This is a genomic window from Arenibacter palladensis (genome assembly GCF_900129275.1).
GTDB lineage: Bacteria > Bacteroidota > Bacteroidia > Flavobacteriales > Flavobacteriaceae > Arenibacter > Arenibacter palladensis.
The window spans coordinates 145138-159518 of sequence record NZ_FQUX01000006.1 but is presented as its reverse complement, the minus strand read 5'-3'; the positions used below and the strand labels follow the sequence as shown (position 1 = coordinate 159518).

General features: G+C 41.5%; 13 protein-coding genes. 4 read left to right on the top strand and 9 right to left on the bottom strand.

The annotated features are described in order from the left end of the window. Positions 1-2 precede the first annotated feature (2 nt). The 3 genes from nqrF to BUA60_RS16195 all read left to right on the top strand — a co-directional run bounded on the left by nqrF (position 3) and on the right by BUA60_RS16195 (position 2822). Positions 3-1310 carry an NADH:ubiquinone reductase (Na(+)-transporting) subunit F gene (gene nqrF, locus BUA60_RS16205; RefSeq protein WP_072863475.1) on the top strand — a complete coding sequence of 436 codons (1308 nt, stop codon included), beginning with the start codon at positions 3-5 and terminating at the stop codon, positions 1308-1310. 143 nt (positions 1311-1453) lie between these two features. Beyond that, entirely contained in the window at positions 1454-1813 is a 360-nt protein-coding gene (locus BUA60_RS16200; protein ID WP_072863473.1) for a Na(+)-translocating NADH-quinone reductase subunit F, read from the top strand. Further along, positions 1791-2822: an FAD:protein FMN transferase gene (locus BUA60_RS16195; RefSeq protein ID WP_072863471.1), complete on the top strand. Its 1032-nt coding sequence runs from the start codon at positions 1791-1793 to the stop codon at positions 2820-2822. Before BUA60_RS16200 ends, BUA60_RS16195 begins: the two co-directional genes overlap by 23 nt. On the opposite strand, the gene BUA60_RS16190 is transcribed toward BUA60_RS16195, so the two are convergent. From BUA60_RS16190 to gpmI, 3 genes are all read right to left on the bottom strand, one after another. Then, positions 2823-3587, bottom strand: coding sequence for a class I SAM-dependent methyltransferase (locus BUA60_RS16190; RefSeq protein WP_072863469.1), 765 nt, complete (start codon positions 3585-3587; stop codon positions 2823-2825). Positions 3588-3757: 170 nt separating this feature from the next. Continuing rightward, entirely contained in the window at positions 3758-4576 is an 819-nt protein-coding gene (gene map, locus BUA60_RS16185; RefSeq protein ID WP_072863467.1) for a type I methionyl aminopeptidase, read from the bottom strand. Between the two features lie 78 nt (positions 4577-4654). After that, positions 4655-6172 carry a 2,3-bisphosphoglycerate-independent phosphoglycerate mutase gene (gene gpmI, locus BUA60_RS16180; RefSeq protein WP_072863465.1) on the bottom strand — a complete coding sequence of 506 codons (1518 nt, stop codon included), beginning with the start codon at positions 6170-6172 and terminating at the stop codon, positions 4655-4657. 225 nt (positions 6173-6397) lie between these two features. On the opposite strand from gpmI, the gene BUA60_RS16175 reads away from it, so the two are divergent. Next, on the top strand, positions 6398-6796 hold the full coding sequence (locus BUA60_RS16175; RefSeq protein WP_072863463.1) for an ankyrin repeat domain-containing protein: 399 nt from the start codon (positions 6398-6400) through the stop codon (positions 6794-6796). 108 nt (positions 6797-6904) lie between these two features. Here BUA60_RS16175 and BUA60_RS23065 read toward each other — a convergent pair whose 3' ends face one another. From BUA60_RS23065 to BUA60_RS23460, 6 genes are all read right to left on the bottom strand, one after another. Continuing rightward, positions 6905-7072, bottom strand: a complete 168-nt coding sequence (locus tag BUA60_RS23065) for a DUF6747 family protein (RefSeq protein ID WP_178347015.1) — start codon at positions 7070-7072, stop codon at positions 6905-6907. Positions 7073-7197: 125 nt separating this feature from the next. Further along, entirely contained in the window at positions 7198-7965 is a 768-nt protein-coding gene (locus BUA60_RS16170) for a M48 family metalloprotease (RefSeq protein WP_072863461.1), read from the bottom strand. Positions 7966-8006: 41 nt separating this feature from the next. Next, positions 8007-8741, bottom strand: a complete 735-nt coding sequence (locus tag BUA60_RS16165; protein ID WP_072863459.1) for a M15 family metallopeptidase — start codon at positions 8739-8741, stop codon at positions 8007-8009. Between the two features lie 288 nt (positions 8742-9029). Further along, positions 9030-10199, bottom strand: a complete 1170-nt coding sequence (locus BUA60_RS16160; RefSeq protein WP_072863457.1) for a T9SS type B sorting domain-containing protein — start codon at positions 10197-10199, stop codon at positions 9030-9032. Between the two features lie 4 nt (positions 10200-10203). Beyond that, positions 10204-11805 (bottom strand): autotransporter outer membrane beta-barrel domain-containing protein, encoded by a 1602-nt coding sequence (locus BUA60_RS16155; RefSeq protein ID WP_072863455.1) that lies wholly within the window; start codon positions 11803-11805, stop codon positions 10204-10206. A 191-nt stretch (positions 11806-11996) separates the two neighbouring features. Next, positions 11997-14381, bottom strand: a 2385-nt coding sequence (locus BUA60_RS23460) for a hypothetical protein (protein ID WP_218587933.1), incomplete at its 5' end; no start/stop codon positions are given.

Genomic DNA, 14381 nt, shown 5'->3' with positions numbered 1-14381 from the left:
AAATGATATTAGCTACAAGTACAATTGGAACAATAGTGATCACGGTAGTTGCTTTTTTAATACTACTGTTATTGTTGGTGGCACTATTACTGTTTACCAAGGAAAAATTATCCCCATCAGGGCCTGTAACCATAACCATTAATGGTGAAAAGAAAATTGAAGTAAGTTCTGGGGGGTCATTATTGTCCACTTTGGGAAACCAGAAAATATTTCTTCCTTCTGCCTGTGGAGGTGGAGGAACCTGTATTCAGTGTGAATGTCATGTGTTGTCCGGTGGTGGTGAGGCACTACCTACGGAAACACCACATTTTTCCAAAAAGGAATTGAACCATGGTGCTCGTTTGGCCTGTCAGGTAAAGGTGAAGCAGGATATGGAAATCACTATTCCTGAAGAAGTTTTTGGAATTAAAAAGTGGCAGGGAACTGTTGTACGTAATTATAACGTGGCTTCATTTATCAAGGAATTTGTAGTTGAAATTCCTGAAGATATGGGGTATAAGGCCGGTGGATATATACAGATCGAGATTCCTCCATGTGAAGTGAAATTCTCTGAAATGGATATCACTGCGCATCCTGAAGAGCACGAAACCCCAGATAAGTTTCAGGCAGAATGGGATAAATTTAACCTATGGCCGTTGGTCATGAAGAACCCAGAAACTGTGGAAAGAGCTTATTCTATGGCTTCTTATCCTGCTGAGGGAAGGGAAATCATGTTGAACGTTCGTATTGCCACTCCGCCTTGGGATAGGGCCAAAAATGGTTGGATGGATGTTAATCCAGGGATAGCATCTTCCTATATTTTCAATTTGAAAAAAGGTGATCCTGTGGTAATTTCCGGACCTTACGGTGAATTCTTTATCAACGAATCGGATTCTGAGATGTTGTATGTTGGTGGTGGTGCTGGAATGGCTCCAATGCGTTCACATCTATATCACCTGTTCAACACTTTAAAGACCAACAGAAAAGTTACCTATTGGTATGGTGGTAGGTCTAAACGTGAATTGTTTTATTTAGATCATTTTTATAGACTTGAAAAGGAGTTTCCAAACTTCAAGTTCTATTTGGCACTATCAGAACCTTTACCAGAGGATAACTGGAAGGTAAAAGAGAATATTGATGCCCCAGGAGACGGTTTCGTAGGGTTTATTCACAACTGTGTAATAGAAAATTACTTGAACCATCACGAATCTCCGGAAGATATTGAACTATACTTCTGTGGACCACCATTGATGAACAAGGCAGTTCAGAAAATGGGAGAGGATTTCGGTATCCCTGATGAGCATATTAGATTTGACGATTTCGGGGGTTAATTTATAGCCTTTGCAAATTACAGGACCTTGAAGGTCTAATATTAGACCTGTCAGGTTTTCAAAACCTGACAGGTCTTTTTTTTTGAGTAATGTTTTAAGAATGCCAAAATTTATTTTTGGCTTAGGAATTCAAAATAGAGATAATGAGTACGCCCTTAACGGAACAGGAATTGCATAATTTGGCCATGAATATTGTTGGGAAACAATTGGAGGCGGAGGGGTTCGAGTTTATGGGGGTTAACAGTAAACCCAAAAAAAATCCCCAATTTGTCTGTCTTAAGAATAAGAAACTATTTTTTATAGTGGTGCGTAGTGTAATGCATCCGCAAGATCCAAGAGATTATGATATATCCCTAATGCAGAAAATTAAGGATCATGCCCTTGCCCAAAACGGTGAAGCCTACTATGCCGGGGTAGGTCTATATAATGCAGAGGATAGGAATCTGCCGGTTTATCTTAATGAAGCTTATATATTGGAATATGACGGACTTATTAAAATATAGTGTCACTCGTTTAGGAGTAATTTTTTTAATTCTGTTCCTTGCAGGATGTAGGACCAATGAGTCCAAATGGGTAAAGAATGTAAGTTCTGGATCGGCCCTGGGAACTTCTTATAACATTACTTATTTGGCTACCACAGAATTGAATTTTGAACAGGAAATTGATTCCCTTTTTCAAGTTTTAAATCAATCTATGTCTACCTATATACCTACTTCCGATATCTCACGAATTAATGCGGGAGATTCTACTATTGTTGTAGACGGAATGTTTAGGGAGGTATTTGAACTTTCGGGTAAGGTCTTTGAAGCTACGGACGGTTATTTTGATCCTACAGTTGGCGTATTGGTGAATGCTTGGGGTTTTGGACCGGGAACAGAGTTGGAAATGGACAGTATTAAGGTAGATAGTCTGTTGGATTACGTGGGTTTCAACAAAGTTGCCATTAATTATGATAGTACCATAAAAAAGGCGGATCCTGCCATATATTTTGATTTTAATGCCATAGCCAAAGGTTATGCGGTAGATCGTCTTGCCGTTTTGTTGAGGAATAAGGGCATTACGGATTTTTTGATCGAGGTAGGGGGGGAACTGGTGGCCCAAGGGGAAAACAGGCTCAAGGATAAAAAATGGGTCGTAGCCATTGATGATCCCATGATGGAGGAAAGTAGGACCTACAAAAGAACCTTGTATATGAAAGACATTGCCATGGCATCCTCAGGGAACTATAGAAAATTCAAAATTGATCCCGAAACTGGCGCAAAGTATGTCCATACAATAGACCCCAAAACCGGTTATACCAAAAGCTCAAATATCTTGGCGACAAGTGTAATGGCTAAGGATTGTGCCACTGCAGATGCTTTTGCCACTTCTTTTATGGCCATGGATCTGGAGAAAACAAAGACAATATTGGCCCAACATAAAGAATTGGAAGGCTATATTATTTATTTGGATCCAGAAGGGAACGTCTTGGAATATATGACGAACGGATTTAAGGAGAATGTACTGGAGTAGTTATTTGAATACCAAGGGAATAATCTCTCCTTTGGCCAAACGATAATTGTCCACCTCGGCAGGGGATAGTTTATTGGTGTAATCCACTTCCTCTACCTTAAAGCCCATGGATCTTAGCTTTGCAAAATAATCCCGTCCATAAATACGAACGTGGTCGTACTGTCCAAATATTTTGGCCCTTTCCTTTTTGTCCGTAATACTATTGTCCTCATAAGTATCGGCCCTATTAAGATCTTGCGGAATTTGAAAAATACCCCATCCTCCAGGTTTTAATACCCTGTACAATTCCTGCATTGCTTTGGTATCGTCTGGAATATGTTCCAGAACATGGTTGCAGAATATTACGTCAAAGGAATTTTCTGTGAAAGGAAGGTTGCAAATATCCGCTTTTACATCCGCCAAGGGCGAATTTAGATCGGTGGTAGTGTAGTCCAGGTTTTTTTGGTTTCTAAATCTTTTGTAAAACGCCTGTTCAGGCGCAAAATGTAAGACCTTAAGTTTGTCCGTAAAAAAATTGGTCTCATTTTTTAGATAAAGCCATAATAATCGGTGCCGTTCCAAGGATAGGGTAGAGGGCGATAATACATTTTCCCTTGGATGCTCATAGCCATAGGGAAGAAAGCTTTTAAACTTCTTTCCATCTATAGGGTCGGTATAACGATCGCCCCGCATGCTAAGTGCCATAAGGGGACGAACCAAATAACTTAGTTTAATAAGAATTGGCCTGGGGATGGTATTTAAGATGTATTTAAATAATTTTTTCAAAGTGCTTTACCGAATTTGCCATAGGAATAAAGAAATTTCACCAAGCGTTTTCAAGTGGTAATTAATAATGGCCTTAAAAGTGAATGTCAGACTTGCCAACTTTGACCTACAAAGTGGTTATTGAAAGTGAACCTATAAAAATAAAACTAGGTGGAAAAACCAGTTTAAATTTATAGTACCAACGCTTTTTGGCGGAATTCCGCTTCTTCATCACTCTCTATTCCCAATGCCTCATAAATATAGGCAAAGGTGGACAATATCTCGGGTTTTCCATCTATGATGGCAACATCGTGCTCAAAATGTGCGCTAGGTTTATTATCTGCTGTTAGAATGGTCCAGCCATCCTTTAGTTGCTTTATTCTTCTGGTTCCCAGATTAATCATGGGTTCAATGGCCACAACCATACCTTCTACAAATTTCTTGCCCCGACCACGTTTGCCATAGTTGGGCATTTCTGGATCTTCGTGCATTTCCCTGCCCAATCCGTGACCGACCAATTCCCTAACCACTCCGTAACCATGGCTTTCTGTATATTGTTGAATGGCATAACCTACATCTCCTACACGATTTCCGACCTTAAATTCACGTATCCCCACATATAAGGATTCTTTGGTGACCTGTAATAGTTTTTTTGTTTCGGCATCAACCTCCCCAACCTCAAAGGTATAGGCGTGATCCCCATAAAAACCGTTTTTAAGGACCCCGCAATCTATAGAGATAATATCCCCTTCAACCAAAGGGGTATCGTTGGGAATTCCATGGACCACTTGGGCATTGGGGCTCATGCACAATGAATTGGGAAAATCGTACAATCCCAAGAAACCCGGGACACCACCGTGATCCCTTATAAATGTTTCTGCCATGCTGTCTAGCTGTAAGGTGGTAACCCCTGGCTTAACCTCACTGGCCAACATTCCCAAAGTCTTGCTCACGATCAATGCACTTTCGCGCATTAATTCTATCTCTTCTAAAGTCTTGATCTTTATCATAGAATGCAAATGTAAAACAATACTTTTAAAACTGCACGTTTAGAGGTATTTGCAAATACATTGAAAGCTGAAAAATAATTATACCAAGGGTTTTCTTGTCATCAATGCGGGTTGTGGAACACCCATAAGCTTAAGAATGGTAGGTGCAATATCTCCTAAAACACCATCCTTTATACTCTTCAATTCTTTGTCTACCAAAATTAAGGGGACTGGATTTGTGGTATGTGCCGTATTTGGACTACCATCCGGATTTATCATGGTCTCGCAATTTCCGTGATCGGCAATGACCAAAGTGGTATATCCATTTTCCAGACCCGCGTTAATAACGGATTCCGCACAACTATCCACAGTTTCACAGGCCTTAATTGCCGCTTGCATATCTCCGGTATGCCCAACCATATCGGGGTTGGCAAAATTGAGACAAACAAAATCCACCTCCCCTTTTTTTAACTCGGGAATTATGGCATCCCTTATCTCGTAGGCGCTCATCTCTGGCTTTAAATCATAGGTTGCTACCTTGGGTGACGGACATAGAATTCGCTCTTCCCCCTCAAATGGAATTTCCCTACCTCCATTAAAGAAGAAGGTTACATGCGGGTATTTTTCGGTTTCTGCAATTCTAATTTGTTTCTTGTGGGCTTTGGCCAAGGTTTCTCCCAAGGTTTCGCTAATATTATCCTTATCATAAACTACTTTCACTCCCTTGTACGAATCATCGTAGTTGGTCATGGTAACATAATATAGGTCCAATTTGTGCATGTTGAGTTCATGCATATCTTCCTGACTTAGCACCTGGGTAAGCTCCCTGCCACGGTCTGTCCTAAAATTGAAAAAGATTACAACATCACCATTTTTAATGGTGGATAAGGGCGCCCCTTGATCATCGGTTACCAATAATGGTTTTAAGAATTCATCCGTAATCCCGGATTCATAGCTGGCCAGTATGGACTCTTCAATATTGGCTGTTTTTTGTCCTTCACCATTCACTAAAAGGTCATAGGCCAATTTTACACGCTCCCATCTCTTGTCCCGGTCCATGGCATAATACCGACCAATGACACTGGCCAGTTTTGCATTTTTGTCGGAGCAATAATTATTCAGCGCTTCAACATATCCTATTCCACTTTTGGGGTCTACGTCCCTACCATCGGTAAAGGCATGGATATACGTTTTTTTAAGGCCGTAACTTTCACTGGCATCAATAATTCCTCTAAGGTGTGAGGTATGGCTATGTACGCCACCATCACTAAGCAATCCCAATAAATGGACCGGTTTGTCATTGTTTTTGGCATACAGCAGCGCATCTTTTAGCACTTGCTCATCTTTTAGGGTATCCTGATCAATAGCCAGGTTTATTTTTGCCAAATCTTGGTATACTATTCGGCCGGCCCCAAGGTTCATATGGCCCACTTCACTATTGCCCATTTGTCCTTCAGGCAACCCTACATTCATTCCATCGGTAAGGAGATTGGAATTGGCGTATTTGGTATAAAGCGAGTCTATAAAAGGCGTGTTGGCATTTTCTATGGCGGAGACTTTGGGGTCTGGGGATTTACCCCATCCATCCAAAATCATCAAAATTACTTTCTTGTTCATGTTACGTTTGTTGTTAGTGTCAAAAATAAAACTATTGTATATGGATTACTAGAATTTGGGACAGCTTTTTCGAAAATTTTATATCCACATAGGATTTTTTTTAGGAGATAGGCCAAAAGAAGGTTTTTTGTTAAAATTTTGTTATTTAATAGAAAAAAGTGAAACAAATTTAACGGAATGGAGTCTGTTAGGGTAATCAATAATCACTAATTAATCTTATTCATCATGAGAAAAACAATTTTAACAGTCGCCATAGCTTTATTGTTTATGGTTGCAGGCGTTCGCGCCGAGAGTAGTAACAATCTTTACACCCTAAGTGAATCGGTAATAATGGTTAAGCCAGGAGAATTAAGCTCTTTCTGTAAGGCAATTCTCAAAGGAGACTTGGAAACCGTTAAACGACTAATTGAGTTAGGTGAAGATGTTAATCAAAAATCTTTGGGAAAAACACCTGCCATTTTTGCCGCGCGTTACAACAAGGTTGAAATTCTGGAGCTGCTTATCGCCAATGGGGCCGATCTTAAAATTAAGTGCGATAATGGTTACAACGCAAAGAAACATGCCGAACTATCCAATGCCACAGAGGCCTTGGAGGTAATCAACGCCAGCCTGAAGAAAAAGTAGTTGTTGCGAATGCAGCAATAAAAAAAACCTATCGAATTTAATCGATAGGTTTTTTTATTACTTTAATTTGCTTTTATAGTGTTCAGGTAAAAGAGCAAATTCAAATGTCTAGAATTCAAATCCAGTAAAGGCCCTAAATAAAAAAGCATAAAGTGCCATGGATAGCATTGCCACGCAGAATACAGAGTAGATCTTTAAAAATACTACTACGAATTCTGGTTTACAATTCTCGAATGCCGCTAAATAAATGTTCTTAAAGTGTAATAAAGTTCCCATATAGTCTCATTTAAATGATTGTAAATCAAAGCTATAAGGGTTAAATTTGTGTGGGCAATAAGATTTGGTTCCGGTGCAATATACTAATAATACGCTTAAATACTAATCTTGTTAAGATAATTTGGCTATTGTTGGCCTGTAAATCGGTCAATGGCCTCTTTTATCCGTTCAATGCGATTATCGGGGTCCGGATGTGTACTCTGAAATTCGGGTACTCTATTTGGACCGGCCGCAGCCTTTAAAATTTCCATCACATTAATCATTTCATAGGGGTCGTAACCGGATTGTATCATGAAAAGCACTCCTAATTCATCACTTTCCAATTCATCTTCCCGGCCGTTGGTCAATAGGGTATTTTGGCCAATACTACTGACAATTCCACCAGCATCGGCACCAACGGAAGCTCCCATACTTATCGTCTGCCAAAAGTTGCTGTCCGCAATCCTCTCTGCGGAGTGTCTGCCAATTACATGCCCAATCTCATGTCCCAATACTCCTGCCAACTGCGCTTCGTTCAATTGGGAGAAAAGGGCATAGGTTACAAAAACGGGGCCACCTGGGAGTGCAAAAGCATTGATGGTTTGATCATCTGCCAATAAATGAAAATCGTATTTATATGGTGTTTCCCTGGCAATACTGTTATTCACCAATTTATTGCCCAACTGATCAACAAAAGACTGCAAGCGTTCATCGGGATATAGTCCGCCATACTGTTGGGCCACTTCAGGTGCACTTTGCAAGCCAATGGCCACTTCCTGCTCCGTGCTCATATTAATGTTCTGGACCCTGCCGGTATAAGGATTTTCCTCCTTGTTGCTACAGCGCTGTACAAAGGCGAAGGCTACAATTGCCAAGCCTATGAATATCCTTATTTTCCAACTACCTCTTCTCATTTGTAATTTTTATGTCATAGTTATGAAATTACAAAAACTACTTATAGGAGATCTGGATTAATATCCAAAATATTGTTCTGAATATAACCTTTTAGAAATCCTGTAGTGAAGTTTTCCTTCCCAATAATGTCTTCCTCCAATAATAGTTTAAAAATATTCTTTCGTCTAAAGGACTTTAACATGGGGATGGAAAGGGGGGCATAGCTATAATGCCATGGTTCATATTTAAATCCCTTTCTTTTGGGGTTATCGGTATATACCAAATAAAAGCCATATTTATTGGCATTGTCGTCCATCCATTTTTTTAAGAGTTGGAAAGGACCGCCTTCTTCGAATTTTTCGGGTACCAAAACATCTCCTGTAGTTTTTGGATAGCCGTCAATGATGTCTATATCGGTTCCCCAATGATGCCTGCTGGTTCCCGGGATAGTGGAATATTCAATAATTTTTTCAATGGCACCCAATTTGGTCATCCCTTTTTCCCCAGTATACTGCAGGTATTTACGTTCCCAAATGCCTTCCTGACGATAAAAATTACGATAGCTCGATACAATTTTCAGATCCATACCCTCACTATAGGCAGCCCTTTTCATCTCAACAAAGGCGTCATGCGCTTCTTTTCTTAAGTTGATGTTCTCGCCATATAATTTAATATCCACTTTGCCCATTAATTCGGCTACTGAATATTCTGCTTCCTGGGATAGGGTAAGGCCTGGCAGTAGTGAAAGGGCAAGACCGGTATAGCTACTTTTTTTAATAAAAGATCTTCTTTGCATAGGGTACTAATTATATAATTATAAGCAATCCATTTAATCCAATTACTCCAAAAATACTGCCAAGATTTACATTCTATGGGTATTGATCCATAAAACTTGGGAAATAGGAACAAAATGGAGACAATAAAGTTACTTAATTTCTGTAAGATTTGGTCCGGAACACAGAGGAATTACCATTCAGGATAGGGGAGGGAAGGAGGACTTTTCCTAAAACAAGCAATACATTTCCCTATAAGAACCATAATAAAAATTGGTAGCTGATAGCGGTATTGAAGTGTATGCTATTAATTAGTTCTTCGAATTTTGGGAAAGGTACAAATAGCCCTGATGTTTTATTTTTAAATCGTTGAGGGTTATAATGTAAAAGTATACCCCCGAGGATAGTCCTATATCCCCTTTGACCAGCATATTTCTGTTGGAGATACCTTCAAATTCATCCCTATAGTTTTCTTTGTAATAGACCAATACCCCGTATCTGTTGAAGATTTGAAGTAGATTGTTGGGAGATTCCTCTATGCCATCAATAACAAGATAATCGTTGGTGCCATCACCGTTAGGCGTTAAGAAATAATTGCCCAAGTCTATGGTGGTAAGGGTTTCATTTAGATCAAGCGCCCCGCCAATGGTAATAATCTCATAATCATTTGGAACAAAGGTATCCGAGCTTAACGTTCCAAAAGAAAATTCACCTTCCAAAGCGGAATTCCCAAGATTGATCCATTTCTGTTGACTTTTGCTCCAGCCAACTACAATTAGGTCACTAATGTAATTCCCAAGATTACCTATATTGCTCCTATTGTCCCAGCTTAGAGTAACTGTACTGGGCGAGTCGCCCTCCAAACGCCAAAATTCCTGGTTGCTTACGGCAGCCACATTAAAATCCTTTGCGCCCGTATCAAAATTTTCATTGAAACTGGATTGGTTATCCGGAGCAACAAAAAAATAGGCACATTTGGCCAGCGCATTAACGCTTTCCGAAGTTATCGTTAAAGGGCGGATACGGTCATCATCCCCAACGGGAAAAGTAAAGGATTCCTTGTTGGCAATAGCTCCGTAGCCATCAATCTTAGTATTGTTTCCCTCGCCCACAAAAAAAGAATCATCGGCAAAGTTTAGGAAAACATTGGAGCGATTCCTAGGCGTAAATACATTGCCATGTATAAAGTTGAAATTATTCAGTATCCCTACGCTCGTTTCCAGATAGAGTCCGTCATTTACAGCTACCTCGGAATCATAAAAAACAGGGGTAAAGGCTCCGGAAATGGTCAAGGGGTTGTTGTCGCTATAAAAACCTACCAAACCTAAATTTTCATCGAAGGTACCATCGTTGATTACGTCCATATGGAAACCCACCATGGCAGTTTCATGGATTTGAATATTACCATAATTATGCACTGCATCTTGGGCATTAATGACCTGCAAAGTAAAAAATAGCGCTATTATGGCCTTTATTCTCATTGACTTACTTTATTTTATTGATTATGAAGCTGGAAGAGCCATTTCCTGAAAGGTGAACATCCCCGCTATCTCCTTCTCGTTCTACAATAATCGTAATATCGTCGTTGGCATTTAATTGCAATATTTCATTTAGGGCAATAGTGGGCATATACTCATCTTTATATCTAAAATAGCCAGTTGCTCCTATAGCTCCCATAGCAGATCCGTTAACATGAATTCTAAAAGTTAGGCTAACCTTATCGTCATCTGTCCATAGCATTATATTAGCTCTAATATCATACCTGCCTGCTTCCTTTACCCTTAGAGTATTCCCGGAGACTTGATATAAGTTGTTTCCATCGTCCTTGTAATTTTCATTTCCAAAAATTGGCACGGAGGTACCATCATTATTTAAATTGGTCCAAGTGTTAGTGTTTGTCCATCTTCCCCCTCTATTTATTTTTAAATAGGCTCCCCCGTCAGTTCCGGTTGTAATAATATTGTTGGCATCTGTAGAGACAACAGTGCCGGAGGAAGAGCTGGATCCGGTTGCGGAAATTGAATTCCAAGTACTGCCATTGCTCTGTACCCAAAGCGTACTTTGGGCACTAATTTGGTTGGATGTAACTCCCGAGCCATTAACGTAATTGCTAATGGTTCTGGAACTATTGGTCGTGTTTTTCAGGACGTAAATTCTACCTGTTGCTCCGCTTGCGGTAGGGAGAGTAATGGAAATATTGGAGTTAATAACTACAGTATAATGGCTTTCATCCAAGGTTAGGTTACTTCCGGCAGTGGTAATTGCAGTAGACAATGAGCCATTTATCTGTAAGGTTGAATTTGCAAGCGACCCGGTATTGATACCTACCCGTGGTAAAGCAGTTACGGATTCTCCGCTCCCCTGTATACGCAGGAGCTCCTTAAGAAGGCCATCCCTATAATCGTATCTTTTAAAGATAAAGGGTTCTGAACCATCATCACCTATTATGAACTCTACCTGACCATTATTGGATGTTCCGGTAGATCCAATTTCAAAAAAATCGGTTCCAGCCGCACTACCTTTAAGCCTAAAATTACCATCAGTGTTAGTGTAGAACATGGGCTTATAGAAAGAGGCCGCATCTGCTTGGAATTGCAAAGCTGAAACACCGTTACCTCCGCCAACATAAGTAATATATTGATTTGGATCCGTATAATCGGGATAAGCTTGTACCAAGCCTAAGGTCTGTCGCCTACCAAATTTTAAAACACTTGTATTGTTGGATCTAATATCCATGGCCACATCGTTTTTAGTTCCTAAAAATGATGCTCCAGCTACAGCGGTATTCCCATCCAATAACCAGTTGTCATTTGAAGGGGTTACCCAATTGGTTCCATTGTAATAGTATACTTTCTTATCTGTTGTATTGTAGATCATGGACCCGGTAATAGATCCACTTATGGCGTTCATTTCTGTTGTGGTTGCCGTATTTAGACCCAATAAAAGTCCAGGGTCTATTTGGGCATGGGCCACAAATTGAGTAGTAAAAAGTATAATGAAGAATAAATTAAGGGCCGCCTTGTTAACCAGAGACCTTCCCTTTTTAGTTACTTTTCTTCGAACTTTATATTTGCTATTGTTGAACATTATATCTCTTTGTTTGCTTTTTATTATTTGATTAAATCGGAGTTTATAGGGATGTCTATGAACTGATTTAAAACGCCATTGAGTTCTGATTTATTTGGATATGACGTTATTAAATTTCTGGCATCTAATTCTCCCGACTTTCGGGTAAAATTGGAGAATTTATTTAAGTGCTGTTTTGGTTCCATATTATTTTAAAAATCCAAAATCATAAACATAAATTCAGAATTGAACCTTACACGGTCAGATGCTCCATTGTCATTATCACCGATGATGACTTCAAAACTGGTGGAAGTTTGATTAATGTATCCTATACCAGGGTTGTCATTGCCGGCTCCGTTACGGTCTGGTTGCGTTAATTGAATAATGTAATTAGCGCTGGAAACCATACCGGAAGGAAGGTTAATTCTGTAATGCCCGTTTCCGGATAATTTAGTTACGCTTATCCCTGCAGTTGCTTTTACAATTCCACCTGCCGCAGATATTTTTCCTATTGCTTTTATCATATTATCTCCTTGTGGTCCTGTATCACCTTTTGCACCAGTTGGACCGGTAGGCCCTGTGGCACCATCATTTCCGTTGGTACCTGCAGCACCGGTTGGGCCAGTTGCACCCGTATCCCCTATATCGCCTTTAGGTCCAATAGCGCCATCAATACCATCTGATCCAGCAGGTCCAGCTGATCCGGTCGCACCAGTGTCACCCTTGGCCCCAGTAGCACCTGTATTTCCAGTGGCTCCGGTAGCTCCTGTATTACCTTGGGCACCCGTTGCGCCTGTAGCACCGGTTACACCTTGGATTCCTTGGGCACCTGTAGCTCCAGTATCACCTTTTTCACCTTGAATTCCTTGTGCACCAGTATCTCCTTTGTCACCCTTGTCACCTGTGGCTCCAGTTGCACCGGTCTCACCTTGGATACCTTGAATTCCTTGGGCTCCAGTATCTCCTTTGTCACCTTTCTCGCCTTGGTCACCTGTGTCTCCTTTTTCACCCTTATCTCCTTGATCACCCTTTACACCTTGGATACCCTGTTCTCCGGTAGCACCAGTTGCACCGGTCTCACCTTGGATACCTTGAATCCCTTGAGCTCCAGTATCGCCCTTGTCACCTTTCTCGCCTTGATCACCTTTTACACCTTGGATTCCTTGGATACCTTGGGCACCAGTAGCACCAGTTGCCCCGGTTTCACCTTGGATACCTTGAATTCCTTGGGCTCCAGTATCTCCTTTGACGCCCTGGTCGCCTGTGGCTCCGGTCGCACCGGTGTCTCCCTTAGCTCCGGTTTCACCTTGAACACCTTGAATACCTTGTTCACCAGTTGCTCCTGTAGCTCCAGTTTCTCCTTGAATACCTTGGATTCCTTGCTCTCCAGTATCTCCTTTGTCACCTTGAATTCCCTGTTCTCCGGTTTCTCCTTTTTCACCTTGTTCTCCAGTGGCACCAGTTGCTCCGGTTTCTCCGGTCTCACCTTGTATACCTTGAATTCCTTGGGCTCCTGTTGCCCCGGTCTCACCTTGAATACCTTGGATTCCTTGAGCTCCAGTATCTCCCTTGTCACCCTTATCTCCTGTGTCTCCTTTCTCACCTTGGATACCCTGTTCTCCAGTTGCTCCTGTCGCACCAGTTGCTCCTGTAGCACCAGTTTCTCCTTGTATACCCTGAATTCCTTGGGCTCCGGTATCACCTTTGACGCCCTGGTCGCCTGTGGCTCCGGTCGCACCGGTGTCTCCCTTAGCCCCAGTTTCACCTTGAATACCTTGGATTCCTTGAGCTCCAGTATCTCCTTTGACGCCCTGGTCGCCTGTGGCTCCGGTCGCACCAGTGTCACCTTTGTCTCCTGTCGCACCAGTATCTCCTTTATCGCCTTTCTCACCAGTGGCTCCAGTTTCTCCTTGAATACCTTGAATACCTTGAGCACCAGTATCACCCTTGTCACCCTTGTCTCCAGTAGCGCCAGTTGAACCTGTAGCACCGGTTTCTCCAGTATCTCCCTTGTCACCTTTGTCACCCTTTAAACCTTGGATACCTTGCTCTCCAGTTGCTCCTGTGGCACCACTATCACCTTTTTCACCTTGTTCTCCAGTGGCACCAGTTGCTCCTGTAGCTCCGGTTTCACCAGTATCTCCTTTATCGCCTTGGTCTCCCTTAGCTCCAGTTTCTCCTTGTATACCTTGAATCCCTTGAGCTCCAGTATCTCCTTTGTCACCTTTCTCGCCTTGGTCACCTTTGGCTCCTGTGTCTCCTTTTTCACCCTTATCTCCTTGATCACCTTTTACGCCTTGGATACCCTGTTCTCCAGTGGCACCAGTTTCACCTGTGGCACCAGTTGCTCCTGTGGCCCCAGTTTCACCTTGTATACCCTGGATTCCTTGAGCTCCAGTATCTCCTTTGTCACCTTTCTCACCTTGGTCACCTTTGGCTCCGGTTTCACCAGTAGCACCAGTTTCTCCTGTAGCTCCAGTTTCTCCTGTAGCTCCGGTCTCACCTTGGATACCTTGAATTCCTTGAGCTCCGGTATCTCCCTTGTCACCTTTGTCGCCTTTGGCTCCTGTGTCACCTTTCTCACCTTGTTCTCCAGT

What these genes read in the sequence shown, in the direction of transcription:
- nqrF (WP_072863475.1), top strand. Translation starts at nt 3, where the DNA reads ATGATATTAGCTACAAGTACAATTGGAACAATAGTGATCACGGTAGTT.
- BUA60_RS16200 (WP_072863473.1), top strand. Translation starts at nt 1,454, where the DNA reads ATGAGTACGCCCTTAACGGAACAGGAATTGCATAATTTGGCCATGAAT.
- BUA60_RS16195 (WP_072863471.1), top strand. Translation starts at nt 1,791, where the DNA reads ATGACGGACTTATTAAAATATAGTGTCACTCGTTTAGGAGTAATTTTT.
- map (WP_072863467.1), bottom strand. Translation starts at nt 4,576, where the DNA reads ATGATAAAGATCAAGACTTTAGAAGAGATAGAATTAATGCGCGAAAGT.
- gpmI (WP_072863465.1), bottom strand. Translation starts at nt 6,172, where the DNA reads ATGAACAAGAAAGTAATTTTGATGATTTTGGATGGATGGGGTAAATCC.
- BUA60_RS16175 (WP_072863463.1), top strand. Translation starts at nt 6,398, where the DNA reads ATGAGAAAAACAATTTTAACAGTCGCCATAGCTTTATTGTTTATGGTT.
- BUA60_RS23065 (WP_178347015.1), bottom strand. Translation starts at nt 7,072, where the DNA reads ATGGGAACTTTATTACACTTTAAGAACATTTATTTAGCGGCATTCGAG.
- BUA60_RS16170 (WP_072863461.1), bottom strand. Translation starts at nt 7,965, where the DNA reads ATGAGAAGAGGTAGTTGGAAAATAAGGATATTCATAGGCTTGGCAATT.
- BUA60_RS16165 (WP_072863459.1), bottom strand. Translation starts at nt 8,741, where the DNA reads ATGCAAAGAAGATCTTTTATTAAAAAAAGTAGCTATACCGGTCTTGCC.
- BUA60_RS16160 (WP_072863457.1), bottom strand. Translation starts at nt 10,199, where the DNA reads ATGAGAATAAAGGCCATAATAGCGCTATTTTTTACTTTGCAGGTCATT.
- BUA60_RS16155 (WP_072863455.1), bottom strand. Translation starts at nt 11,805, where the DNA reads ATGTTCAACAATAGCAAATATAAAGTTCGAAGAAAAGTAACTAAAAAG.